General features: G+C 38.6%; 21 protein-coding genes and 2 pseudogenes. 10 read left to right on the top strand and 13 right to left on the bottom strand.

All coding sequences use genetic code 11. The features are described 5' to 3' along the window. The first annotated feature begins 15 nt into the window (after window positions 1–15). The 4 genes from VB797_RS16375 to VB797_RS16360 all read left to right on the top strand — a co-directional run bounded on the left by VB797_RS16375 (window position 16) and on the right by VB797_RS16360 (window position 4,352). Window positions 16–3,327: a type 2 lanthipeptide synthetase LanM family protein gene (locus VB797_RS16375; protein ID WP_323238770.1), complete on the top strand. Its 3,312-nt coding sequence runs from the start codon at window positions 16–18 to the stop codon at window positions 3,325–3,327. A gap of 140 nt (window positions 3,328–3,467) precedes the next feature. Beyond that, a complete protein-coding gene (locus VB797_RS16370) occupies window positions 3,468–3,734 on the top strand; it encodes a DDE transposase family protein (protein ID WP_323238792.1) in 267 nt (88 codons plus the stop codon). Beyond that, entirely contained in the window at window positions 3,646–3,828 is a 183-nt protein-coding gene (locus VB797_RS16365) for a transposase family protein (RefSeq protein ID WP_323238769.1), read from the top strand. Before VB797_RS16370 ends, VB797_RS16365 begins: the two co-directional genes overlap by 89 nt. 146 nt (window positions 3,829–3,974) lie before the next feature. After that, complete coding sequence (locus tag VB797_RS16360) at window positions 3,975–4,352, top strand: transposase family protein (protein WP_323238787.1); 378 nt, start codon at window positions 3,975–3,977, stop codon at window positions 4,350–4,352. A 163-nt stretch (window positions 4,353–4,515) separates the two neighbouring features. On the opposite strand, the gene VB797_RS16355 is transcribed toward VB797_RS16360, so the two are convergent. The 4 genes from VB797_RS16355 to VB797_RS16340 all read right to left on the bottom strand — a co-directional run bounded on the left by VB797_RS16355 (window position 4,516) and on the right by VB797_RS16340 (window position 8,013). Further along, window positions 4,516–5,415, bottom strand: a complete 900-nt coding sequence (locus VB797_RS16355; RefSeq protein WP_323238768.1) for an Eco57I restriction-modification methylase domain-containing protein — start codon at window positions 5,413–5,415, stop codon at window positions 4,516–4,518. Window positions 5,416–5,464: 49 nt separating this feature from the next. After that, window positions 5,465–6,847 (bottom strand): IS4 family transposase, encoded by a 1,383-nt coding sequence (locus VB797_RS16350; RefSeq protein ID WP_323238767.1) that lies wholly within the window; start codon window positions 6,845–6,847, stop codon window positions 5,465–5,467. A gap of 399 nt (window positions 6,848–7,246) precedes the next feature. Then, window positions 7,247–7,555, bottom strand: a complete 309-nt coding sequence (locus tag VB797_RS16345; protein WP_323238766.1) for a caspase family protein — start codon at window positions 7,553–7,555, stop codon at window positions 7,247–7,249. Window positions 7,556–7,812: 257 nt separating this feature from the next. Next, on the bottom strand, window positions 7,813–8,013 hold the full coding sequence (locus tag VB797_RS16340) for a plasmid partition protein ParG (RefSeq protein WP_323238765.1): 201 nt from the start codon (window positions 8,011–8,013) through the stop codon (window positions 7,813–7,815). Between the two features lie 269 nt (window positions 8,014–8,282). Here VB797_RS16340 and VB797_RS16335 point away from each other — a divergent pair, with 269 nt between their 5' ends. The 3 genes from VB797_RS16335 to VB797_RS16325 all read left to right on the top strand — a co-directional run bounded on the left by VB797_RS16335 (window position 8,283) and on the right by VB797_RS16325 (window position 10,099). Further along, window positions 8,283–8,690 (top strand): hypothetical protein, encoded by a 408-nt coding sequence (locus VB797_RS16335; protein WP_323238764.1) that lies wholly within the window; start codon window positions 8,283–8,285, stop codon window positions 8,688–8,690. A 174-nt stretch (window positions 8,691–8,864) separates the two neighbouring features. After that, window positions 8,865–9,740, top strand: a complete 876-nt coding sequence (locus VB797_RS16330; RefSeq protein WP_323238763.1) for a hypothetical protein — start codon at window positions 8,865–8,867, stop codon at window positions 9,738–9,740. 107 nt (window positions 9,741–9,847) lie between these two features. After that, window positions 9,848–10,099 (top strand): hypothetical protein, encoded by a 252-nt coding sequence (locus VB797_RS16325; protein ID WP_323238762.1) that lies wholly within the window; start codon window positions 9,848–9,850, stop codon window positions 10,097–10,099. A 331-nt stretch (window positions 10,100–10,430) separates the two neighbouring features. On the opposite strand, the pseudogene VB797_RS16320 reads toward VB797_RS16325, so the two are convergent. Further along, window positions 10,431–12,031: pseudogene (locus tag VB797_RS16320) on the bottom strand (ISLre2 family transposase). Window positions 12,032–12,196: 165 nt separating this feature from the next. Between VB797_RS16320 and VB797_RS16315 the strand changes: the two are divergent. Then, complete coding sequence (locus VB797_RS16315; protein WP_323238761.1) at window positions 12,197–12,331, top strand: hypothetical protein; 135 nt, start codon at window positions 12,197–12,199, stop codon at window positions 12,329–12,331. 140 nt (window positions 12,332–12,471) lie between these two features. Beyond that, entirely contained in the window at window positions 12,472–15,210 is a 2,739-nt protein-coding gene (locus tag VB797_RS16310) for a cation-transporting P-type ATPase (RefSeq protein WP_323238760.1), read from the top strand. Between the two features lie 46 nt (window positions 15,211–15,256). On the opposite strand, the gene VB797_RS16305 is transcribed toward VB797_RS16310, so the two are convergent. The 7 genes and pseudogenes from VB797_RS16305 to VB797_RS16275 form a co-directional block, all read right to left on the bottom strand. Next, complete coding sequence (locus VB797_RS16305) at window positions 15,257–16,510, bottom strand: APC family permease (RefSeq protein WP_323238759.1); 1,254 nt, start codon at window positions 16,508–16,510, stop codon at window positions 15,257–15,259. A gap of 1,306 nt (window positions 16,511–17,816) precedes the next feature. Continuing rightward, window positions 17,817–18,341 (bottom strand): hypothetical protein, encoded by a 525-nt coding sequence (locus VB797_RS16300; RefSeq protein ID WP_323238758.1) that lies wholly within the window; start codon window positions 18,339–18,341, stop codon window positions 17,817–17,819. Between the two features lie 199 nt (window positions 18,342–18,540). Continuing rightward, window positions 18,541–19,236 carry a rhomboid family intramembrane serine protease gene (locus tag VB797_RS16295; RefSeq protein ID WP_323238757.1) on the bottom strand — a complete coding sequence of 232 codons (696 nt, stop codon included), beginning with the start codon at window positions 19,234–19,236 and terminating at the stop codon, window positions 18,541–18,543. A gap of 35 nt (window positions 19,237–19,271) precedes the next feature. Continuing rightward, window positions 19,272–19,520 (bottom strand): annotated as a pseudogene (locus tag VB797_RS16290) (YhjD/YihY/BrkB family envelope integrity protein); the annotation flags it as partial. A 72-nt stretch (window positions 19,521–19,592) separates the two neighbouring features. Beyond that, window positions 19,593–20,156, bottom strand: coding sequence for a hypothetical protein (locus VB797_RS16285; RefSeq protein ID WP_323238756.1), 564 nt, complete (start codon window positions 20,154–20,156; stop codon window positions 19,593–19,595). 169 nt (window positions 20,157–20,325) lie between these two features. After that, the gene (locus tag VB797_RS16280; RefSeq protein ID WP_323238755.1) at window positions 20,326–20,679 is read right to left on the bottom strand and encodes a phage holin family protein; all 354 of its coding nucleotides are present in this window, start codon (window positions 20,677–20,679) and stop codon (window positions 20,326–20,328) included. 253 nt (window positions 20,680–20,932) lie between these two features. Next, the gene (locus VB797_RS16275) at window positions 20,933–22,210 is read right to left on the bottom strand and encodes a sensor histidine kinase (protein ID WP_323238754.1); all 1,278 of its coding nucleotides are present in this window, start codon (window positions 22,208–22,210) and stop codon (window positions 20,933–20,935) included. Window positions 22,211–22,434: 224 nt separating this feature from the next. Here VB797_RS16275 and VB797_RS16270 point away from each other — a divergent pair, with 224 nt between their 5' ends. Beyond that, on the top strand, window positions 22,435–23,040 hold the full coding sequence (locus VB797_RS16270) for a hypothetical protein (protein ID WP_323238753.1): 606 nt from the start codon (window positions 22,435–22,437) through the stop codon (window positions 23,038–23,040). A gap of 56 nt (window positions 23,041–23,096) precedes the next feature. On the opposite strand, the gene VB797_RS16265 is transcribed toward VB797_RS16270, so the two are convergent. Further along, entirely contained in the window at window positions 23,097–23,774 is a 678-nt protein-coding gene (locus VB797_RS16265; RefSeq protein WP_323238752.1) for a response regulator transcription factor, read from the bottom strand. Between the last annotated feature and the right edge of the window lie 173 nt (window positions 23,775–23,947).

Genomic DNA, 23,947 nt, shown 5'->3' with positions numbered 1-23,947 from the left:
CTAATCGCTGTAAATATGAAAAATAATAATATAGTAAAGATTGTTGAGAGAGCAACCTCATTATCAGAGCGTCTCAATAAAGAGTCGGATTTAATTCGCCAAGAGCAAACAAATGAAGAGCTATTAGAGCATTGGTGTGAAGTTGTTGCCCAAGGTGATTGGGAGAAATTTCACAAGCGGTTGCAATGGGATTCTTTAGATATTAATACAGTTGGTTCAGTACTATCAACTATTGCTCTAACTGAATCCAAACCATTACCAACCTGGGCAGAAACTTTAACTCTTATTATTCAAATTGCGAGTAAATTTAATTTAGATGAAGTAGATTCAAACAGTAGTAAATTCCCAATTGATCCAGAAAAGCCATTACCATTTTCAGATTTATTGCTAAGCGCTGTTTTGGTCGGAAGACAGAAATTACAAACTTGTTTGGAGTCATCATCACCAGATTGTTTACCTGTAAAACTACTTTCAGAAAAAGCTTACCTACAACTAGAACGCGGTTTGCTACAAAGGCTGGTAAATCTCAGTGCTAAAACCCTACAATTTGAATTTAGTAATTTTCGTCCCCATGATTATAATCAACTTAACTTAATCCTCGAAAAATTAAATTTATCGGCACAGATACAATCAAATAATCCTAGTAAAGAATATTATATTAATTTTGTTAAAAAACTTCTACAAGATGGGTTACTGGCATTTTTTCAACAGTATCCCGTTTTGGCCAGACTGATCGCAACCACAATTGATTTCTGGGTAGAAGCGACGCTAGAGTTTCTACAACGCTTGCAAGCAGACAAAACAAAAATTGAGCGGATTCTAAATTTTACAGAAAATTCTTTAGGAAAGGTAACATTTATTTCTGGCTCCCTTTCTGACTATCATAATCGCGGTCGTTCTGTCTTAATTCTCACTTTTACATCTTCACACAAACTAGTCTACAAACCCAAAAATTTAGGTTTAGATGTTGTTTATAACCAATTATTGGATTGGTGTAATCAACACAGTACACTTTTACCTTTTAAAGTTATCAAACTGCTAGATTGCCATACTTATGGTTGGGTTCTCGATTATGTGGAACAACAACCCTGCGAGGATGAAGAAGCAGCAAAGCGGTTTTACCAGCGTGCTGGTATGCTGTTGAGCCTATTGTATGTTCTCGGAGCAAATGATTGTCACTACGAGAATTTAATCGCTTGTGGAGAACACCCGATTCTAATTGATACTGAAACTCTATTGCATCCTCAAGCTCAGCTCATAGAAGGTTCGGTGCAGACTATAGAAGAAATGACTGACATCGAAGCACAGTTTCAAGATTCAGTGCTACGGACTGGACTTTTACCCCGTTGGGATTTTAGCCCCGATGGACGAATTGCTTATGACATCAGTGCTTTAGGCTGTGTTAAACCACAGCAAGCACCTTGGCGATCGCCGCGCTGGAAAGCAGTAAACACGGACGAAATGCACTTAGCATATGAGAAAGTTAAGTTACAATTACAGGCAAATGTGCCGATGTTACGTGGGGCTGCACTCTCACCCAACGACTACCTAGAAGAAATAGTCGCAGGCTTTAGGCAAATGTATCAATTTTTGAGTACATACCGACAAGCATTGCTGAAAGAGGATGAATTTTTGAATGCACTAAAAGCACAGCAGGTACGGTTTATTTTTCGCGCTACCAAAATTTATCAAGTCCTCTTAGAGAAAACGTTAGCACCACAATTCCTAGGTAATGGAGTTGAGCGTAGTATTGAATTAGATATTTTGAGTCAAACTTTTCTTACATCTAAGGATAAACCAAAGGCTTGGCCGATTTTGCGTTCGGAACTCCAGGCAATGGAACAACTAGATATCCCCTATTTTGGCACATCTTGTAGTACTGATGCCGTAACGGTTGGGTTAAAAGAGCCAATTCAAAAATATTTTAAGCAACCCAGCTACAATCAATTTCTGACTCGGCTGCAAAACCTAAACGAAGCAGATTTAGCTATGCAACTAGGAATTATTCGAGGTTCTTTCTATACTAGAGTTGCACAAACAAATGTATCTGAAGAATCATCAGGCTCCAACTCAACATCTTTCTTGACTGCCGATTTTTCACAAACTCCCCCAATGAATTCTTCTCAACTGCTCCAAAAAGTTGACGCTATTGCTCGGGAAATCCAAGCAAGAAGTCTACGTGCTAACTCTGGTAATGTCAATTGGATTGGCTTTAGCTATGCTCAGAATGCCGAACGCTTCCAATTCGAGCCTTTGGGTTATAGTCTCTACGATGGTACTTGTGGTGTAGCTTTATTTCTAGCAGCAGCTGACCATATTACAGGTAAAAACCATTGGAGCAACTTGGCTTTGGATGCACTACAGTCTTTGCGGACATTATTACACACACCAAATGAATTATTAAAGCAAAAATTTGCGCGGCGAATTGGGATTGGTGCTGGGACAGGAATTGCTTCCATTATTTATTCATTGGTTAAAATTAGCCAATTCTTATCAAATACAGCACTGCTAGAGGATGCCCAGCTAGCTGCTAAATTAATTACGCCAGAGTTAATTGCTGCCGACCAACAGTTAGACCTGATGGGGGGAGCAGCAGGAGCAATCTTAGGTTTATTGACACTTTATCAGAAAACGGGTGAATCAGAAGTTTTGGATAAAGCAATTCTGTGCGGTAAGCATTTGCTTTCCCATCGTGTTAGCGAACCAGAACAGCCCAGAGCATGGATAACCATAGCTCAAAAACCATTAACAGGTTTCTCTCATGGAGCAGCAGGGATTGCTTATGCTTTGTTGCGGCTGTATGAACTCACTCAAAATCAAGCTTATCTAAAAGCAGCTGAAGAGGGAATTGCTTACGAAGACAGCCTTTTCTCAAAGTCGGCACTTAATTGGCCCGATTTACGCCGTCAATCTGGGTTTATGGTTACTTGGTGTCATGGCGCTCCTGGTATTGTAATATCACGGTTAGGTATTTTGTCAATATACCCAACAGATGAAATACATCAAGATGTGGAAATTGGATTGCGGACGACTCAGAGGTATGGTTTGCAAGATGTAGACCATCTGTGCTGCGGCAATTTTGGTCGTATAGAAGTCTTATTGGTAGCAGGACAAAAACTATATAGTTCTCAATTACTAGAAAATGCTCAGAAAAAGGCTGCTTGGGTAGTAGCAAAAGCAGATAAAATAGGTACATATCAACTATTTGGTAACTTGCCAAACTCCTTATTCAATCCTGGTTTTTTCCAAGGTACGGCAGGGATTGGCTACCAGTTATTACGGTTAGCATACCCACAAGTATTACCATCCGTGTTGTTGTGGGATTAATTGTGCAAAGATGAACTTTATTCGAGTTTTCCCGGAGAATAATTCTGTTGTTCAAGGGCATTAGACATCTCCGGAATATAAATAAAATCTGGTAAAATAATATTCAATCAGCTTTTATCAGGGTCAAGAGAATGAATTCAATGTCAGGGTATATCGATAAACATCCCGAAGAAGCACAGCGGTTAGTTGGTCTAAATTTCGAGAAATTAAAACAGCTAATAAGGCAAGCAATTGCCCTACGGACACAATCCGAATCAGAAGCAGAATTGAAAAAGACAAGAATTATAAAAAAAGGAGGTGGTCGTAAAACAAAGTTATATGACGGAAGAACAAATATTACTAACTCTAATATATTTGCGACAATTGACAACATTTCAATTGTTGGGTATTCAGTTCGGAGTAAGTGAAACAACAGCAAATGATACATTTAATTACTGGTTTCCAATTTTAGGCAAACTACTACCACCAAGTTTACTTGAACAGGTAAAAAAACTCCAATGATTACGAAATTGTTCAAGAGCTTTTAACAGAGTATGAGTTAATAGTCGATAGCTGTGAGCAGCCTGTAGAAAGACCGCTGAGTTTACAAAGAGCAGAAAAAGTATTATTCAGGTAAAAAGAAAAACCATACTCGAAAAAATCAATTAATAGTTTTACCAAACGGTAAAGATATTGTTGATGTCGTAGCAGGTAAACCAGGACCAAAAAGTGACGTAAAATTGTTTCGTGAATCCCGAGAAGGATTTGACCCAAATCAAAAATTTAATGGGGATAAAGCATATGAAGGAGAAGAGTTAACAAAAACTCCTCATAAAAAACCTAAAAAACAAGAATTAACTTCAGAACAAAAATCAAGAAATAAAGAGTTAGCATCTGAACGAATCTTTGTTGAACACTTAATTCGTTTGGTCAAAATATTCCGAGTAGCTCAAGAGAGATTTAGATTGAACTCAAATAAATACGAAGAGATAATTATGACTATTTGTGGACTTGTTAGATTGCGAATAGGTACATTTATTTTATGAGTATAAAAAACTCAACATGTTAATAATAAATTTTTCAACACATATGCTAGCTTTCTGCTAGTTATTAATAGTAAGTGTCTCAAATGCCTAATTTTACGTATACATTAGCGACCTTTGCAGTTTGGCGATAGGCGAAGCCGACACCCTTCGGGTGTATCGCAATTTAGAAAGTAGTGATAGTAAGACTTTGGTTATTTTCGGAGATGTCTATTCCCAAAACAATGCTTCCTTGAAAACTTTTATTCGCATTCGCTAAAAGCACCTTTGGATTTTCATTTCCCCCAGCATGAAATAGAAAAGCGGAAATTAAATCAACTTCCCTTCCATCTAATAGCTTTGTTTTTTGATAAATTCCCTTCAATACATTCACAACGCTGACAACAACCGCAGCTTGTCCAACCCATTTCATCCGCTTTTGAGCATGATAAATCGTTCCCCCATGCTGACAAATCCACCTCAAACCAGTGCTACGAGTATCACCTTGAGCAATGGTATTAGTAGCAATTAACCCAAATGCTCCACCTTGACGCAATAAATCAAAAGCACGACGAAAGAAAAACGCTACTAAATCCGAATTACCGTGGGATTCTGGGAAAACTTCTTTTAACCAATCCAGATAACCGGGTGCATTAGCATTAATTGTGGTATTCTTCCCTGCAAACGGCGGATTTCCGACAATAGCATCAAACCCAGATTTCCCAACATCAAATACCTCTGGATATTCAATATCCCAGTTAAAGGGAATAATACATTGATTGCTGCGACGTAGTTTTTGAGAAATCCGTTTTACAGAAGTTAAATTTAACGTCTCTACATCCGATGTTTCATATCGCCATTTTCTAACTAATTCTGCAAACTCCTTTTCTTTCTCCTCTCGTTCCTTCTTATTACTCCCCGCAAAAAACGCCGCAATTTTCACATCACCAGTTAACCGAGCTTCCCGTAATTCTTGTTCAACATCAAGCAGACGCAAACGTTTTTGATCGTAATCAGCATCTCTGCGGTTATCATTCGCTTGAATTTGCGTTCTTAAATTCCGCGCTTTATCAATTTTCTCTTTCAACAAAGCAGCCCTCTCAATATTGACAAAAAACACATATTGTGGTTATGAGTCACGGGATAAAATCTTGATTTGCTTTGTATTGCTTTAACTTTCGTTTCGTAGAACAGTGAGGGTGTTTTCTATCAACCATCGGTGGTGGTTGCTTCTTTTTGGGATTTCTAGGATGCTTGCGAAATGATTTGAGATGTATTTTGGTTGCTAGATACTCAAGAGTGTCCACCAAGTGACTGAGCGTACAATTCTCAAAGCATTGCCAATGAAGCGGAGGAATCGCAATCATCATTCCCCGATAAATGCCATGAATATCATCCACTAGATAAAAATCTGATAGCCCTGCTTGGATTTTGTTCACTCCATGTACGCTTCCGAGGACTGCTTTAAGTGTTGCTAAAAGGTTGTATGCTGATAGAGCCATGCAGTATGAAAATAAGGCAGCTTTGGGATAAGCTAAGGTTTCAATTTCCCCATGAAAGTTTTGGGTCACGGTTTGGAATAAAGTTTCTACACTCCATCGCCCTCGATAAAGTTCTGCCACCAAAATAGAAGAAGCATCTGTTGGTGGTAAGTTGGTTAAAATCGTCATTTCACACTCTTGATCGCGGGTGGGACGAGTCAACTTGACTACAATACGGCGACACTGAAAACTTCCTCCCTCATAAGCAATTTCAACAAGTTGTTCAAACACGATTCCTGTTTCACATAATCCGATTTCCTGTAATTCCCCTGTGGGGGTATATCCTAAGTTTCCGTGTTGACGAATCACAAAAAATGCTGATTGTTGAATAATGCTATGTAGAAATCCAGAGGTACAGAAGTTACGGTCTGCAATCCATACCTGCTGTGGTAGCACTTGTGCTAAAACTTGACCAAATAAAGAGCGTTCTTGGGCATGACCATCTTCACAGGGAATAACATCAACTACCAGTTTTGTCTGTGGGTCTAGGATGGCAATTGTTTTTCCGGGTAATGGTCTGGCTCCATTCCCACGTAAAGCTTTTAATCGACGCTCGCTAAGAGCTAAACAACTGCCATCTACGATTCTTATGGGATATTGTTTTCCTAAACAACTAGGGCTTTCCACATTCAAATGAGCGAGCAATTCCTGGAGGTCGGATGCTGTTTCACGTAATAATGCCCGACTTACGGGCAGTTCAACCCGTTGTAGTTTGTTGTACAATGCCGTGGCGCTCACGCTTATCTCCACTGCTTTTTTTTGATAGGCTGCATGAACTGATGGGTACATCCCGCACACCACCACACTCATCAAATCCACAGTCGTCGAAAACAATAACTCTTGTTCGTATTGGCGATCGCTGTAAGTCTTGAACAAATGATTCATTCGCTCGGAGTTAAAAATGCGTTCCATTAAAACTCGCATCATTACACTGACTGGGCTTGCCTCTACAAAAGCATCAAATAACGGAGATAGCATAAGCGTTTAAATGCTGTTGAGCGTTCTACCTTCTTAAAAAACCCACATCACGTACTATTTGTCAATATTGAGAGGGCTGGAGTTACGTTTCTACGTTGTTATGAAAGGAAAACATAACAACCACCTATTTACCGTTTTGGTTCGAGCTTTTCAGGAGTCATTTAGCTCGTTCTAAAGTGACGTGATTTAATCAATACCTTAGACTGTGTTCACCCTTCTACATCTTTCCCCCTTGCTCCTCACTGCCTGACCCTGGCAGCTATGGCTACTTTTAGCGTCTGCACTCCGACTGTTTCGTTACCTACGAGGGGAGTGACGTACCGTTAGAATACGGAATACTCTACGGAGGTCTGGGGTAGAAAGCCCAGAAAGACTCGGAGTCTCAGTTTAATTGACCTTTCAGGTCGCACTCCCCTTATTTACCTGGGTACCGTGACAAGCGAAATGCACCCAAAGTAAATCATCAGGTGCTATTTGACTGCAAAGTCCTTTTAATTCAGCTTCGATGTTATCGCGAGTGGGAAACCGATGGTCATCCGAGTTCAATTCATCGTGGAGACAAACTACTTGATAACCCAAGTAATTAAGAATTTGTTCTAAAGCTTTGACATCATTGACACAGAACTTTAACCTACTAAAGTTAGGGTCACTATAACGATTTACTCCAACTAAAAATGCCCAACGGTTTCCTACTGTACTGCTTTCCACTCACTATTGCTCCCAACTTTAATTACGCTATATAGTGAAGTGTATTTTAATATAGCAGTTGTTTATTTGTATCCATTTTTACTTACAAACAATTGTTTTAATAGGAACAATACTTGTATTAATATTTACATAGTAACCGAACGGAAACTTTTTCCGTTCGGTAGTGTTGGAAGTGAGAAAGGATTTAGCATACAGATATTTTTTGCTCCGCAAGCATTTTTAACTCGATCATCTACTTTAACTATAAACAAGACGACTTAACTTTTTTTATTCCCATCTGAATCTTCTTCTTGGCTAAGAAGACCTGGTGGTGCATTCTCCTCAACCCACTTTTCAATTAACTCATGGGCAATATCACTCATGTTTATGCCTTTCCAGGTACACACGGTATTAAAACGCCGCTTTAATTTTTCTTCCATAGAAAGGGTAAGTCTCTCCGTTCTGGTTTTCCTAGCCATAACTAATAATACAAATAAATAATACAAATAATCATGTGATTATCTGACTGTCTGAGTGTGTGATTGTGTGATATGATTTTAGGTATAGAAATAAAAATATTCCCAGCACTGCATTTAAGCATTGCTTGAGGAGATTTTGCAACTTGGTTTTAAACACCAAAGTCCCCCGCCACGACTCGCAATCAAAACGGAGGACTTGGTTTATCCAAATAGAAAGAAACATCTCTAAAAAAGACATTTATCTCTTATTCGGAACATCTATCTCTATTATGAACACAACTGCGCCTTTTGCACTAGCGTACACTTTTGATTACGCAAAATTTGCTAAACCCGATTTACAAAATAAAGCAAAATCGACCCTTGGAAACTTTGTGGGTTTCGTTCGTCAAACCTTCGATGGCTTACTAGGAAGCGGTAAAGCTTTGTGGGATTTATATTATGACTGTATTGCTCATTGCCCAAACGGTAAGAAAGTATTTGAACAATGGCTGATATCCGATGACTTTGGTTCTTCGCGTTATTTCGCTAAAAGCGCAATGGAAATTTATGCCTGGTTTGAGAAATTGCCTTCAAGGACGCAGCGTCTCATCCGTCAAAACGTCCAAAAATGGAGCGTATCAGCGCTACGTCAACTAACTAAGGTCAGCCATGATTTAGTAAAAGAGCTAGTGCGATAGCGAAGCGCTGCTGCAAGCAGATCGCGAAGCGCATGTCCGAACGGCTTATCGCCAAAGATAACAGCTGCACAAGTGAAAGAGGAGCGGGAGAGAGAGCGACAGGTAGAACAGGGGAAATCGAACAATATTCCCCCACTCCCCCACTGTTGCGCTCCCCCACTCCTCACTCCTGGAATGAGAATTGTAATCAAAAGTGATGATAGGGGTTGGACTGGTTATAGCGGGATAATAATTTCCGAATGGAACAATGATTTCTGGGTTCTACTTGACCATACAGTTTCTCAGGGTATGGAAGTAAAACATCTGTTCAAACCACATCAAATTCAGCCAGAATCCCTTCGTAGTGATATAAAACCAGCTTCTCCAAAAGAAATGTTTACACCAGCCCAAGTGGAACAGAAAATCACCGAAGCTTTAGCACAACGAGACAAAGAGAGAGCCGAAGAAGCAGTCAGAAAATTTGTAGAAATTCGCGATGCAGCGCTAAAAGCAGCAAAAGAGGAAATAATTGCGGCGCAAAAACACGCGACTCAGATGGAACAAGCCAAACATGAACTAATCGAGCAATTAATAGCTTCATATAACGAATTGCAGTCTGTACGTAGTTTAGTAGATCAAAATAACCAACTCCAACAACGAATAAAAGACTTAGAAAAAGCCCTCGAAGATTCAAACAAAGATAGCTGGGGTAATACCTTAAATAAGCAAGCTGCAAAGGTGGTTAACAAGAAGTTAGAGAAAAGTATTGAGCCATTAATGTCAGAAGTCGAGCGCTTAAATAACGTACTTTCCCAAAGAGAACAGGAATTAACTCAGCTTCAAGTAATGAGCAGGAAACATCATGAAGTTTTGCAGCAGAAATCAAAATCTAACTCGGTAATAGCTGAATTTGGCTCTATTGGAGAAAATCTGGGCTGGAATGGTTGGAGTGGTAAAGGATATCAAACAAAAAGTGGAACTTTGTACACGGGAATTCATGCTCTAACTGCTTTTATCTCGGATTTGAAAGCATCGCATCCTAATTATCAATCTTCAGAGATTCCTTTTTAAATTGAGAGCAAATTAGATTCTTGTAAAACGTTGCCTTTGATTAACAATTAATTAATGGCATTTCAGTTGGCATGACTAAATAAAACAACCATTCATAAATAAGTAATATGCAATGTCGTCAAGAACCGCAAACGAACACTAAAAAAATCCCTCGTTGGTTCGCAAAATTTATATTGCTAAGAACGCAAAATAAACCCGATAGCCAAGAGATATTGTTCGGAATATTAGAACCTATGACACCGCAGGAATGGTGCTTATTTTGGATACCAATTATTCATCCAGGAGTTGAGATTCCTTACAATGGAGAACGGAATCCTCATGGTTACATGGTGCGACTCGTTCTTAGTAGAAACCCCTAGAAAATAGGGAAGTATGGCTAAGGTATTCCGTAGTAATACGAGGATATAACTATTCCCTCTATGTAAGTGAAAACCCTACCCTTGAGGAGACAGGGAGCAACGCGATTTTGTGAAATCAACCAGTTTTATCGCGATCGCTAACAACAAACATCAGTAATAAAAATATAAATGACACATATCATTAGAGTAATAATACTGTGTGAGACAAGAGATGTGTGCCGCAAAGCGGCACACATCTCTAAGTTATAGATATAAAGTCAGCAAAAAATACCCCAGCGGAAGGGTGCTGATAATTACATAATAAAGAGAAAAAAAGAATATTTGGTATAATTTATGCAATCTGTATCGGCTTAACGAGTGCAGTTAAAATAGAATCACAGAAATTATTCCAACAGTCAGCAATCCATTGACAACGAGCGTGTAACAAAATTTTCAGCATTATTTTTTAACCAAAATTTGCTATTTCCAATCAGGGCGTAAGTTAACAGCTTGGCGAATTAAACTTTCCACAGCACCCTTCGGGTTCGGCAGCTGCTACAACGGGGGGAACCCCCGCAACGCACTGCCTCACCGCTACCAATAGGTAGTTTAATTTTGGAAATTTTATGATAATTGAAACATCCTTCTTTATTCCCTTTGATAAAATAATTCCTAACTCTATCTAAATTTTTACGACGCTCGCCAGTCAATTCCAAACTTAGTTTATTCATGTCTTGAATAATAGAATTTATTTTACCTTTTTTTAATGCAGAACGAGTTTCTTTACACAAAGGCTTCCGTTCTGTTTCTTTAGAAAAAATATTATCTGCAAATATTTGCAGATGTTCAGTTGCGTAATAAAAATCTAACAGATGATAAGTTTCTAATGGGCAATTTAATTTTTCAAGAAGAGGAGGAATATGTTTCCATATCCATTCTGCTCCGTCAGCAATTAATAAAACTTGTTTCGCTTTATTTATTCCTAAACTAACAAGATACATTTCGAGGATTTTGAGAAATTCTTTGTAATCTTCATCTCTTTCCATCATTTACAATTGGAATTTCACCATTTTTAATTTTTTTACCTTTTTCATCTACACTATAAATCGTCAAAACTTTCGGTTCAATCCATTCTCCAGTAGAACCATGCCTGTTTGTCTTAGAATTTTTACGACCTTTTTTATCAATACGAATTCTAGTTCTTCCACCCTTCGGGTTCGCCAGTTCGACGGGACGGAAACCGACACCGCCGACTGGACTCACCATCAGCAGCTATAACTACCCGTTGACCTTTTAATGTATCACCTGGTAATAAATTACCAATATTAAGATTAAATATTTTTGATTCACGTAGGCTCAATCCAATTTTACCAAAACAATAAGTAAGGCGTTCTATACGTTTTAAACGGTGGATGAATACCCCAATCTATTAATGTTTGACGTGCAGCGTCAAATGATGAACTTATTGCGCCATCCGCCAGCAACAGTTGACCATACCAGAGGAGTAATTCCTTCTTCCATACCTAGCCACCTTAAAAAGGGACAAAATCCTTGATTTAAAGTCTTGCTTGTTTGATTATTCTTATTATTACGTTCCACAACGTAAGGCAACTTGAGACTTAATTCTACATTTCCTATAGTTAATATCTGACGATTTTTATATCCGTGATTTTTTGTTTTTATACGCCACCATCCTTGTGTTTTCTTGTTTGCTGTATTGATAGCTAACGTACTATGAGAAAGATTATACGTTCATAATTGCTACACATTGATATGCGATAAATTAGAGCAATATTTCTTATTTCCTCTTCTTTATTTTTTATTTCTACTCCATCCCAATTTTCAGCATCAGTCAATTCTAAAATTTTCGTAACATTGTCTTTGAATTCCTCCTTCATATTTGCTTAAATCTAGAGTTGCATATATTTTATACCTAAAAGGTAAGCACCCCATGAGTAGAGAGTTTTGAGCCATAAAACCCTTTATCATAGGGAATCTTACCTTTTTTTGTTCTCAAAGAATAAGGAGTTGCAGCAAAGCTGCAACTCCTTATTCCTCTCGCTTATGTATTTATACTATATGTCATGTTATTTTTTTGTTTTGTTCCTAGGTGTTAATTTGGCGATAGGCGAAGCCGACACCGAAGGTGTATCGCACTGGTTTTCACAAAATCGCGTTGCTCCCATTCTGATGACTGGGGAAGCTGCAACTACCATGACTCGAATTATGTCCGACATTCAATTTAAATTCTGAATTTTAATAGACTCACTTTTGAATCACATTTGTCTCTAATAGTAGATATACAGATCAACTTTAATAATTAGCTAAAAATTACAACAATAGCTAATAGTCTTAGATTTTCACTGCAAATCTTAAATATAAGGGCGAATAAGATGACAGCAACACAAAGAGAGATAATTCGGTCAACTCAATGGCATCATCTATCTGTACAAGAAATAACTCGACATTTAGATTCTAATTTAGAAACTGGTTTAATTTCTGCTGTTGCGACGAAAAAACGGGAACATTTTGGTGAAAATGAACTCAAGAGCAAGCCAGGTAAGAGTCCATTGCTACGATTTATCTTACAATTTAACCAACCCCTGCTGTACATCTTATTGATAGCAGGTGCAATCAAGGCGTTTTTAGGGCAATGGGTGAATGCTGGGGTGATTTGGGGTGTAACCCTGATTAACGCCATTATTAGTTTTGTGCAAGAGTCTAAAGCTGAAAGTGCGATCGCTGCCTTAGCTTCCTCGGTAAAAACAAATGCAACCATCATTCGCGATGGTCAAAAGATGCAGATTCCATCAACAGAGTTAGTTCCGGGGGATATGGTTCTACTAGCTTCCGGAGACAAAGTACCAGCCGATTTACGTCTGGTGCAAGTACGGAATCTGCAAGTGAATGAATCAGCACTCACGGGTGAATCAATTGCAATTGAAAAAAACACGCAACTACTCAGTCTAGATGCACCTTTAGCAGAACGCACTAATATGGCTTATGCGGGTAGTTTTGTCACCTTTGGCATTGGCAAGGGCATTATTGTTGCCATTGGAGATACTACAGAAGCTGGGCGTATTTCCCAGCTAATGGAGCAGGGAAACAGCCTCAAAACTCCATTAACTCGCAAGTTTGACAAATTCAGCCGTACTTTGCTCTATATCATTTTAGGGATAGCAGCATTGATGTTTGCGGTTGGACTAGGATACGGCTACTCTTGGGCAGAGATGTTTGAAGCTGCGATCGCCTTTGCAGTCAGTGCTATTCCTGAAGGGTTGCCAGCAGTTGTTACGGTTACATTAGCAATAGGTGTTTCCCGCATGGCACGTCGTCATGCAATTGTTCGCAAATTACCAGCAGTCGAAACTCTTGGTAGTGCTACAGTTATTTGCTCTGACAAAACTGGTACACTCACTGAAAACCAGATGACTGTACAATCGATATATGCCGGAAGTCAAAATTACACTGTGACTGGTGTAGGCTATGCTCCACAAGGAGAAATTTTACTCAATGAAAAAGCATTAAACTGGGATAATTGTGCTGCTCTTAAAGAATGTTTAAAAGCCGGATTTTTATGTAATGACTCGCATCTAGAAAAAAAAGACGAGCAGTGGGAGATTGTTGGCGACCCAACAGAAGGAGCGTTGATAGCCGTTGCCAATAAGGCTGGATATACCCGCAGCAGCTTAGAACAGAAAATGCCCAGATTGGATGTTATACCCTTTGAATCTGAGTTCCAATACATGGCAACTTTACATGAAACTTCGTCATTGCCAAATAAACAAAAACACAAAATTATTTACATTAAAGGCTCAGTTGAAGCTATTCTTAAACGTTGTCAACTTTGGTTAGATGCAGAGGGAAACCTTACCCCTGTGGATGCACAAACGGTGCATCAAAAAGTTGATGCAATGGCGAATCTTGGTTTACGGGTATTAGCGTTTGCAAAAAAATCCATGCCAGTTACTCAGGATTCCCTTGACCATACAGACATCGAAAATGATTTGATTTTCTTGGGATTGCAGGGGATGATCGATCCGCCTAGAGCAGAAGCAATCAAGGCGGTACAAGCCTGTCAAGAAGCTGGTATCCAAGTCAAAATGATTACAGGCGACCATGCAGTAACTGCTCAAGCAATAGCTCAAACTATGGGCTTCAACAAAAACGGCGAAGTTCTGGCTTTTACAGGAAGCGAACTTGCTCAAATGGGTAAATCAGAACTCGCTATGGCTATAGAAGATGGAATGGTTTTTGCTCGCGTTGCTCCAGAGCAAAAACTCCGTATCGTCGAAGCATTACAATCAAAAGGTGAAGTCGTCGCGATGACGGGGGATGGTGTCAACGATGCGCCCGCTCTCAAGCAGGCAGATATTGGTATTGCGATGGGAGGTGCAGGTACAGAGGTAGCAAAAGAAGCCTCTGACATGATTTTAACCGATGATAATTTTGCGTCCATAGAAGCAGCAGTTGAGGAAGGGCGCACTGTTTATCAGAACTTGCTCAAAGCGATCGCTTTTATCTTACCTGTCAATGGCGGTGAATCGATGACGATTTTGATTAGTGTACTGTTTGCCAGAGAATTGCCGATTTTATCTTTACAAGTTCTGTGGTTAAATATGGTTAACTCTATCACCATGACTATACCTTTAGCCTTTGAGCCAAAGTATCTTGGGGTGATGCAAAAACCACCACGTAATCCTCGCGAACCGTTACTTTCCCAAAGTCTAATCAAACGCATCCTGGCAATTTCAGTCTTTAATTGGATTTTGATTTTTGGCGTTTTTGAATGGATACGACAAACCACAGGAAATATCGATTTAGCCAGAACAATGGCAATTCAGGCTTTAGTAGGAGGAAGAATTTTTTATCTTTTAAGTATTAGTCAATTCGGAAGTGCTGTTATCAATAAACTTCGTGGCATCAAGCAGACAGTTAGCGATGCCTCAGCAATAGGAATTGGAATCGCTTGTACTGTAATTTTGCAGATAATTTTTAGTCAATGGAATTTGATGAATAGCTTATTTTATACGGCACCACTAAACTTGAATCAATGGTTAATTTGCCTATTTCTTGGATTGCCAATGGTTGTAGTATCTTTCTTGGTTAATAGTTTTGACCCTATTAACTGATTCAGTTTTTTGTCTAAAGTCCAATTTTCGATTTAATTCTCCTTAATTACTTGATATCTTCAAGACCTTGCAAATCATTATTCATTCTCAGACGATTAATTAAATGAAAATATCCAGGCGCAAATTGACTGGAATTTTCTAAAATATTTGCTCGTACATTACCGGGAATTTCTTCGGGGACAACCCACAGGTAAATCGGATTTCCTCTCTTAGTTTTAACCACGCGATCAGGTTTCCATTCGCCCATATCAAATGCGTGGGAAACAATGCGAGTACCGGGTTTGAGTTGTTCTAACAATTGAGATCGCAGTCTCAAGTTGAGTTCGGGTAACAGATAAAGTGTCACAACTGAGAAATCACGTCCCAATGCGTAATTTGTGCGAGCGCCAGTTAAAATTGTGGCATTAAGAGAGCAAACTGTGGCGATCGCAACCAAGCAACTCGTTAATATGGCACCAGTTTCTCCCAGATTTAACCGCATTAAATCTGCAACAACTGCTTGAGATGCTGCCATTCGAGTTAATCCTAGCCCCCTAATTAATGCCAAGTTAACGAGCATATACAGCGCGGAGATGATGGCAATACTCCAAATTAGCGCTCGCGCAATGTTTCGTTTACCATCGCGAACTTCTGCGGAAATATATGCTGCTTCGTTCCAACCTCCGTAACTGAGCAATACAAATACCATTACTAAACCTAGATTGTTTGAAGTGGGATTAGTTGCTCCATCAGGGGGTAAAGTAGGCGCTCCGTTATACGAAACTCCCAGTAAACCAATGGCACAGATAATGATTAAGCCTACAACTTGAGCAACTGCTAACAAATTTTGCGTCTGCTTGCCTTGACGAACACCAAGCATATTTAATCCAGTTAACAGCACAATTGCGATCGCAGCATAAATCGAGGCAGAATAACCTCCCAATCTCCATAGTTGCGAGGCATAATCCCCAAACACAAAGGCTAATAATGCGATCGAACCAGTTTGGATTACGCTCATACGAGTCCATGCAAACAGGAACCCGATTGAGCTACCAAAGGCTCGTCTGAGATAGTAATAGGTACCACCGGGATGGGGATAAGTCGTTGCTAGTTCGGCATAGCACAACGCACCAATTAAAGAAATCACTCCACCAACCCCCCAGGTAAGCAAAGCAATTTCCACACTACCAGTGTTTGCAGCTACTAATGAGGGAGTTTGAAAAATGCTAGCACCAACTACTACTCCAACAATTATCGAAATCGTATCGATGAGGGAAAGTGTCGGTTTAAGCGTTATTATCGGACGCGCAGCTAATTTCAAAAGGCTTCTCCTATGTAACTGTGATGGTTAACTTAGTAGTTATTTTGTTCTAAAAGTTCAAAGGCAAATTTTCACTTAAAGATAGGTTTATTGAATCCATATGGTTAGCAATAGAACCTGATTTTTGAATCTGATTTTAAGTTATTCACTGCCCTGGCTGAGTTCACTAAAAAAATGATTACATTTACTTCAAATTGCTTGCTAATATTGTATTTATTTGAGATAAAAAATGCTTTTGTCTATTGCAAAACAAATACAAAAACATTTCAGGAATCTAAAATAAATTTGCATAAATGTTATTTTTTTATTCTATTTTTTATGCAATTATTAAATATAATAAAACTATTTGTTCCTTTAAAAAATCTATCTTAAGTACTAACTTTTAAAGATATTAATTATTTGTTTTGAGAATATATCTGTCTTAGGTTGTATAGTCAGGCATTAATAAAGTATGATTTAAAAGACTTTTTGTTGTAACTATTTACGCAAGAATAATTATGTTATTTCGTTCAATTTACCTTTGAAAAACGTGCTTATTACGCAATATAATGAAGCATTCACTAGATGTAAATGCTTCATTATAAGAAGTCCCAAGCAATAACAATATATAATTATTTCCCAGCAATACTTAGTATTAATAAGATAGGTTTAATTAAAGATGAATTTCATGATTCTTCAGTGTTAATACATTTATATAAACTTGAGTTGTCGGGTATTTATATTGGAGATTAAATACGAAACCAATAAAATAGTTAAACTATATAAAAAGAAGTAATTATGACGAAATTATCAAAAACTAGTTGACGAGTTTATACGTACTAAAAGATAGAGAGAATGGATAGATATTGTAAATCAGTGATGATGCTTTTTGTTGGTGCCAATTAGGTAAGGTTGGGATTGTAGAAATTGCTCATAAGGTTATGCTCAAGAATAATTGTTTACTCATTGCTAATTGTCTTTTAAGCTACTACTTTTAATTGTTTCACTAAAATGTGACAAGAAAGTGACACTAATAACGTAGATGAATTTTAAACAGCAGTTCAATTTCACTGAATGTCAAAATTTGTGTTTTTTTCGCGGCATTTATACTTATTAGTCTAAGCTCTTGCATAAGAAGGCAAGAGGCAGGGGGAACTGAGGGCTTTATGTTCCTTTGTGATGGGGATTCGACCCCAACTTATTCAGGGGCAATGCCGAGTAAGTTGGGGTATTAGAGCCTTCAGGATTGTGACAGGTAGAGAGCGCATAAATAGCTACCTCTTGACCTCTGCTTTATTCAATAACATAAAGCAGAAATCCAACCGTTTCAACTTGTGGGAACATCAACAACACGCCAATCTTGGATACCCCAACGACTAAGAACTGGTTCAGCACGACGGATATCATCCTCTATTGCTTCTATTGTTACTAAATAATTTCCTTGACATACTCGGTTGTTATAAAGCAAAGCCGCTTCTTCAGGTAAAAACCAACCTTGTAATGCGCCAATTAGACCACCAGCTGCTGCTGTCGCTCCACTTCCTAAAAGAGTTACTAAAACAGACTCTACAGCCAATATTGGACCAAACCCAGGAATCAACAAAGCACCCAAGCCTGCGACCAAAGTAAGTAAACCTCCAACTCTAGCACCTGCTATGGCACCCATTACTGCGCCTTCAGATGAAGCAATGTTACTTTCACTTGTATCGGCATCGTCAAGTTGAGGCTTTTTGGCGATCGCAGAAATCTTATTCATCGGAAAGCCACTATTTCTCAACTCGTTGAATGCCTCTACCAAATGTTGATGGCTGGAAAATACACCAATAGCGTGTTGAAGTTGATTAGAAGCCATTTTAACTCTCATAAAAGATTAAAATTTAATTACAAAAAATGCTGCCAAAGTTATGCTCAAGAATACTTGTTTATTCATCGCTAATTACCTTTTAATTTTGCTACCTTCATTGTTTAAATAAAATGTGAAGATAAAGTGACGAACATAAGTAAATTTGAAACAGTAGTTCAATTCAACTGAATATCAAAATGTTCATTTTTTAGCGGCGCTTATACAAACCGAATAGAGGAGCAAGAATAGCTCCGAAGACAAAGCCCCCTGCGTGTGCCCAATAAGCAATCCCTCCTCCTTCCATTCCAATATTAGAGCGAGCCTGTAAACTGGCAATACCATAAAAAGCTTGCTGGACAAACCAAAACCCCAGAAAGAAAAATGCCGGAATTCGTGCTGTGGTTATGAAAAACCCCAAAGGAATTAAGGTCAGAACTTCGGCTCTTGGGAAACGAAGAATGTATGCACCTAAAACTCCTGCGATCGCACCACTAGCACCCAAAGAAGGAATCGTCGAATTTTGTGAAAAAAACCACTGAGACAACGCTGCTAAAACGCCGCAGGTCAGATAAAAAATTAAATATTTTACATGACCCAAGCGGTCTTCAATGTTGTTACCAAAAACCCACAAAAACAGCATATTGCCTGCTAGGTGCAAAAAACCTCCATGTAAAAATTGGGATGTAATTAAGGTCATCCACTCCGGTATAAACTGATTGTCTAAGCCACTGGGACAAGTGTTTGAAAGTTGGCATGGTACTAATGCTGCAACGTAGAAAAGCCCTTGCAATTGTTGCGATGTCAGGCTCAGTTGATAAAGAAAAACGAGGATATTGGCAATGATTAACCCATAATTTATATAGGGGGTAATTGTTGTCGGGTTGTTATCTCGTAAAGGAACCACGATTATTTATCCTCATAATTGCTACTTGAAAACAGCTAGAAGTTTTTATTTTTGTTAGAAATGCGGACTGCATACTTTTCCGGTACAATCGGAGAACCGTATATTTTAGCGTAAACCTTAGTAAACTCTGCACCTAAAAATAGAATGTGAGCGGCATAATAAATCCATGTAATAATAATTAGAAAAGAACCTGCTACTCCGTAAGGAGATCTAATATCAATTTGACTAAGAAATGACCCAAAGAAAAACTGCCCTACCATAAATAAAACTGCGGTAATTGCTGCACCTACTAAAGTAGATTATCAGTCAAAAGACACCTCTTGATGAAGATTGATTTGCAAGGGAATCTCATTATATTAATACCGGAATGTAGCAGCTAAGAACGTATTCTCTGGAACTAATTCCGGTGATACTGCATAAACGGTTCCACTGTTTAACAAAGTATAAATAGCAGCAAAATCCATTAAATCTTCGTCACCAATTTCTTGCTGTGAATGCAATTCAACTTGGTTAGACTCCGGGTTAAAACTTCCCCACAGTTGAATACCTCTCCCCACAAACAAAGTCTCTATTCTTTGATAATAAGCAGCCGCAACAATTTCTTGAATATCATTACTAGTTTGTTCTGTATCAACTAAATCTTGATAATAGTCTGCTGCTGCTTGTTGAGATTGCTCAAAGTGTGGCTGGATAATTTGCCAAGCACAGGAATGCAATTCTTCTACTGTTAGCCGATGTGGATTACCTGTAACCCCTTCATCAATTAAATTAATGTAAGTGTTTGCTTGTTCATAAATTGAAAATAGATATTCAACTCCCGCTAAAATTAAAGGTGTTTGTTGATTCTTGAGTAATTCTCGTAAGCCTTTATCTACCGGACGAAAGTAGCGCAGGAGATCATCAAAATCATATTTAACCATGACTAAAAAATAGAGAATAGGAAAAATATCAGATTACTACGTTCAAAAAATATTAACTCAGATTTTAAGACACAATTATCTAAACTCATCATAACTATCTGAATCTTCAGTATTAGCGTGTAATAAATTTGAATAAAAAGTGACAAAAACAAAAGTGAACTAAACAATTTTACGTAACATTTCTAACTAAAAGCCCCAGCACTGTAGAAACAATTGTCAGAACAATAGAAGCTAATATGGCAGGTACGAAACCAGCAACAACAAAACCAGGTACAAGAAACCCTACTAGCAAAAGCATCACCGCATTAACGACAAAAAGAAACAAACCCAGGGTGACAAGGGTTAGGGGAAGTGTCAAAATCACCAAAAAGGGTCGAACAATTGCATTGACTAACCCTAAAGTTAATGCTGCAACAGCAACTGTGCCAAAAGTGTCAAACTGAAAGCCTGGTACAAAGTAGGCTGTAAGCAATAGCGATAGAGCAGCAATTAGCCAAGTTAGTAAAAAGTTGATTATTAACATGATTCAAATGTTGTGGTTGTTTGATAAGCTGATGTGCAGCTAAATTGTATAACAGGAAAACCTGAAAATATTGTAGTGCGGTAGCGCAGCGTGTCCGTAAGGACATGCATCTTGCTCGCTAGTATTATACAAATTAAATGCGTAACAGCTTACCAGTTGTCACTCAAGATTGTAAATAAGGCAGATCAAAAAGAATGCAACCTTCTCGTTATTTTCAGTATTGCCAAAAAATGTTAACAGAAAGTGACAGCGACTACTTGAGTGGCAAAACTATTCTGAAAGTTGACCCCTTCTCAACTGTACTTTTGACACTAAGATGACCACCGTGTGCAGATAAAACTTGTTGGACAATCGATAATCCTAATCCATATCCACCAGTTTTGCGCGTTCGCTTTTTATCCACCCGATAAAACCGCTCAAAAATATGTGGTAAATCGGCTTCAGGAATACCGATACCATTGTCTGCAACTTCAACCACAGCCCAATTTGACTGGGTGAACAGTCGTAGTTCAACTTGACCCCCAGGGAAAGTATATTTACAGGCATTATCAAGTAAATTAACTACAGCTTGTCGCAGCAAGTCGGCATCACCTAATACAAGTATACTGGCAGTTGGTAAAGTATAAGTTAGATTAAGATGTTTTGCAGCTTCTTGTGTTGTATATTCATCTGCTATCCCTAAAAGCAGACTTTTTAGGTCAACTTCTTGTAAAGATTCAGGAGATAATCGACCTGCATGACGCGCTAAAAGCAGCAGATTGCTCACCAGAATATTCATTGACTTGGCAACATTGGAAATCTTCTCGAAACGCTGACGCTGCACCTCAATATCGTTAGATTTAGACAGAAAGCCATACTGAGCATTGCTAATAATAGCTGATAAAGGCGATCGCAATTCATGGGAAGCATTAGATGTGAAGCGTTGCAGCTGGTCGTAGCTATCACGAATCGGTTGCATTGCGATTCCCCCCAAATACCAACCAGCCAGACCAATAACTCCTAAAGTTACTGGTACTGTCAAAATCAATACAAGCCTTAACTCAGCTAGATTATTTTGTGCGGACGTTAGGGGTATTGCTACTTGAAGATAACCGATTAATAAATTATCTTGGTATACGGGCAGCGTTAACTGACGGAGCCAAGTAACGGTAGACTCTCTTTTTGACGAATAAAAGGTAGTCTTAAGAGTTTTAAATCCAGGGGCTATCGTCCACTGCGTCTCTGGAACCGTACCGAAAAATTGTATCAGTTGTTCTTTAGTATCGTACCAACGTGCATATACAAGTTCGCTACCTAAAGGTAGAACTTTACTTCCTATAAGCGGCACATTTTCCAAGTCTAACTGTTTTTGACGCAGATCGTACCTTGCATTCACCGTGATGATTCTGGATTTTTTGAGAAGTAAGCGATCAAGATTCTCTAGCTGGTCTGAGACTGCTTGATAATAAATTACTCCCGCAAAAACAACCAAAATGCTCCCCATTGTCAGGGTAAACCATAAAGCTAAATTGCTGCGACTACGATGAAACATGAAACTTAGGCGAGAGGCTCATAGAGGAGCGAATGTGAACACAATTTTTATAAGGCGCGGTAATTTTTGATTTTGATACTTATATCGGCAATATAGACAAGAAAAACTAAGCCTATGAGTACATTTGCGTTACTTGTATTCTTATAAAATACCAGTGTGAAAAAGACTTTGTAATAGAATTATTAAACTTAATTTATCCACAAAATTTAATCAGTTGTTGCTCTATGTCCTTCTCTCGATTATTGGAAAAACTGCATTCTTCCAAGCTAGCATACTTACTACCATTACCGCTGCTTATAATTGCTTTCGGACTTAGTGGTGAATCGTTAACGAACCTATTATTAAGTCGTTCCTACACTACACAAAACAAGCTCCAAGCTGGTACGCGCACGGTCATGGTAAAGTTTGCAGCTAATGTATTAATAACTAAAGCTGAAATAGAACAAGAGCAGGAGTTTACCGAAGTTGAACTTCAGACCACAAACTCTACACTCAAAAAGTTAACGTTCAAAGTTCCAGGTACAGAATTAATTTTTGTAAAAGCTATAATTGCTCAAGAACTGGGACTATCCAATCCGATAGAGACGCTGCAACCTAATACACAAATGCAGGTACAATCTACGGTTAAAGTATTAGGAATTTTAGCCGAAATTAAAAAAAAGCGTGGTTTTACAAAAGTTCAAGTTAATACTGCTAACTCCGCACTTCAAAGATTAGAATTTGAATTTCCAGTTACAGAATTAAACTCTGTCAAAGCTATGATTATTCAAGAACTGGGATTATCTCGCGAAGATGTCAGGATATTGGTAAGCTATCGACTCAAAAATTAACAAGGATTTAGGTCAGTTTTGACTAAATTTTGATTTATTATTTAATTTGTTTGTTTTTAGTTACCTGGTGTTTTCAAACTATAGCCCATACCGTAAATAGTTTTAATCCAATCCGCTGCACCAACTATCTGCAAGCGATGTCTCAATTTGCGTACTAGCACAGTCAATGCATTACTCTCTGGTTCCGTACCCCACTCCCATAAAGCTTCTTCGATCTGCTCGCGAGTCAAGACTTGGTTACGGTGACGCATTAGGTACTCTAGCAATTGAGTTTCCCGTGGGGATAATTCCACACATACTTGATTGCGTCCAACAGTCAAGTTACTTAGATGTAGTTGTAAATCTGCAACAGTAAGAATATCTCCCACCCACTGAGGAGAACGCCTCCCTAAAGCACGTACCCGCGCTAAGAGTTCTAGCAGATCGGCAGGCTTAACAAGATAGTCATCTGCTCCCGCGTCTAAGCCAGCAACTTTATCCAACGTGGTATCCTTAGCAGTAAGCATCAGTACGGGTGCGGTTTTACCGAGCATTCGATACTGACGACAAAGACTTAACCCGCTGATTGTAGGCAACATCCAGTCTAGAATCAACAAGTCATACTCTTTTTTGGATAACAGCCACTGTGCGGTTTCTCCTTCATCAACCCCATCTACAAGATATCCGGCTTCTGACAGCACACCTTGTAATGGCTCCAATTGTTCGGGGTCGTCTTCTACTAATAGTATTCGCATACAAGTTTTTAGCAACTGACATAATTAGAACTGCCAGTCTCCTTACTCATAGTAGAGAAACCGAACTAACCTCTCGTCCTCCGGTAGGAATATTTGGATGCTTAAATTATTGACACAAAGTAAAGATTAGATTTGTGTCAATAGGTAGTGTTTAATTTACGATTTTTGTGAAT

Origin of the sequence: Rivularia sp. UHCC 0363 (assembly GCF_034931125.1) — a bacterium.
Lineage (GTDB): Bacteria > Cyanobacteriota > Cyanobacteriia > Cyanobacteriales > Nostocaceae > Rivularia.
The sequence above is the reverse complement of the archived record's forward strand: the minus strand, read 5'-3'. Positions and strand labels throughout refer to the sequence as shown.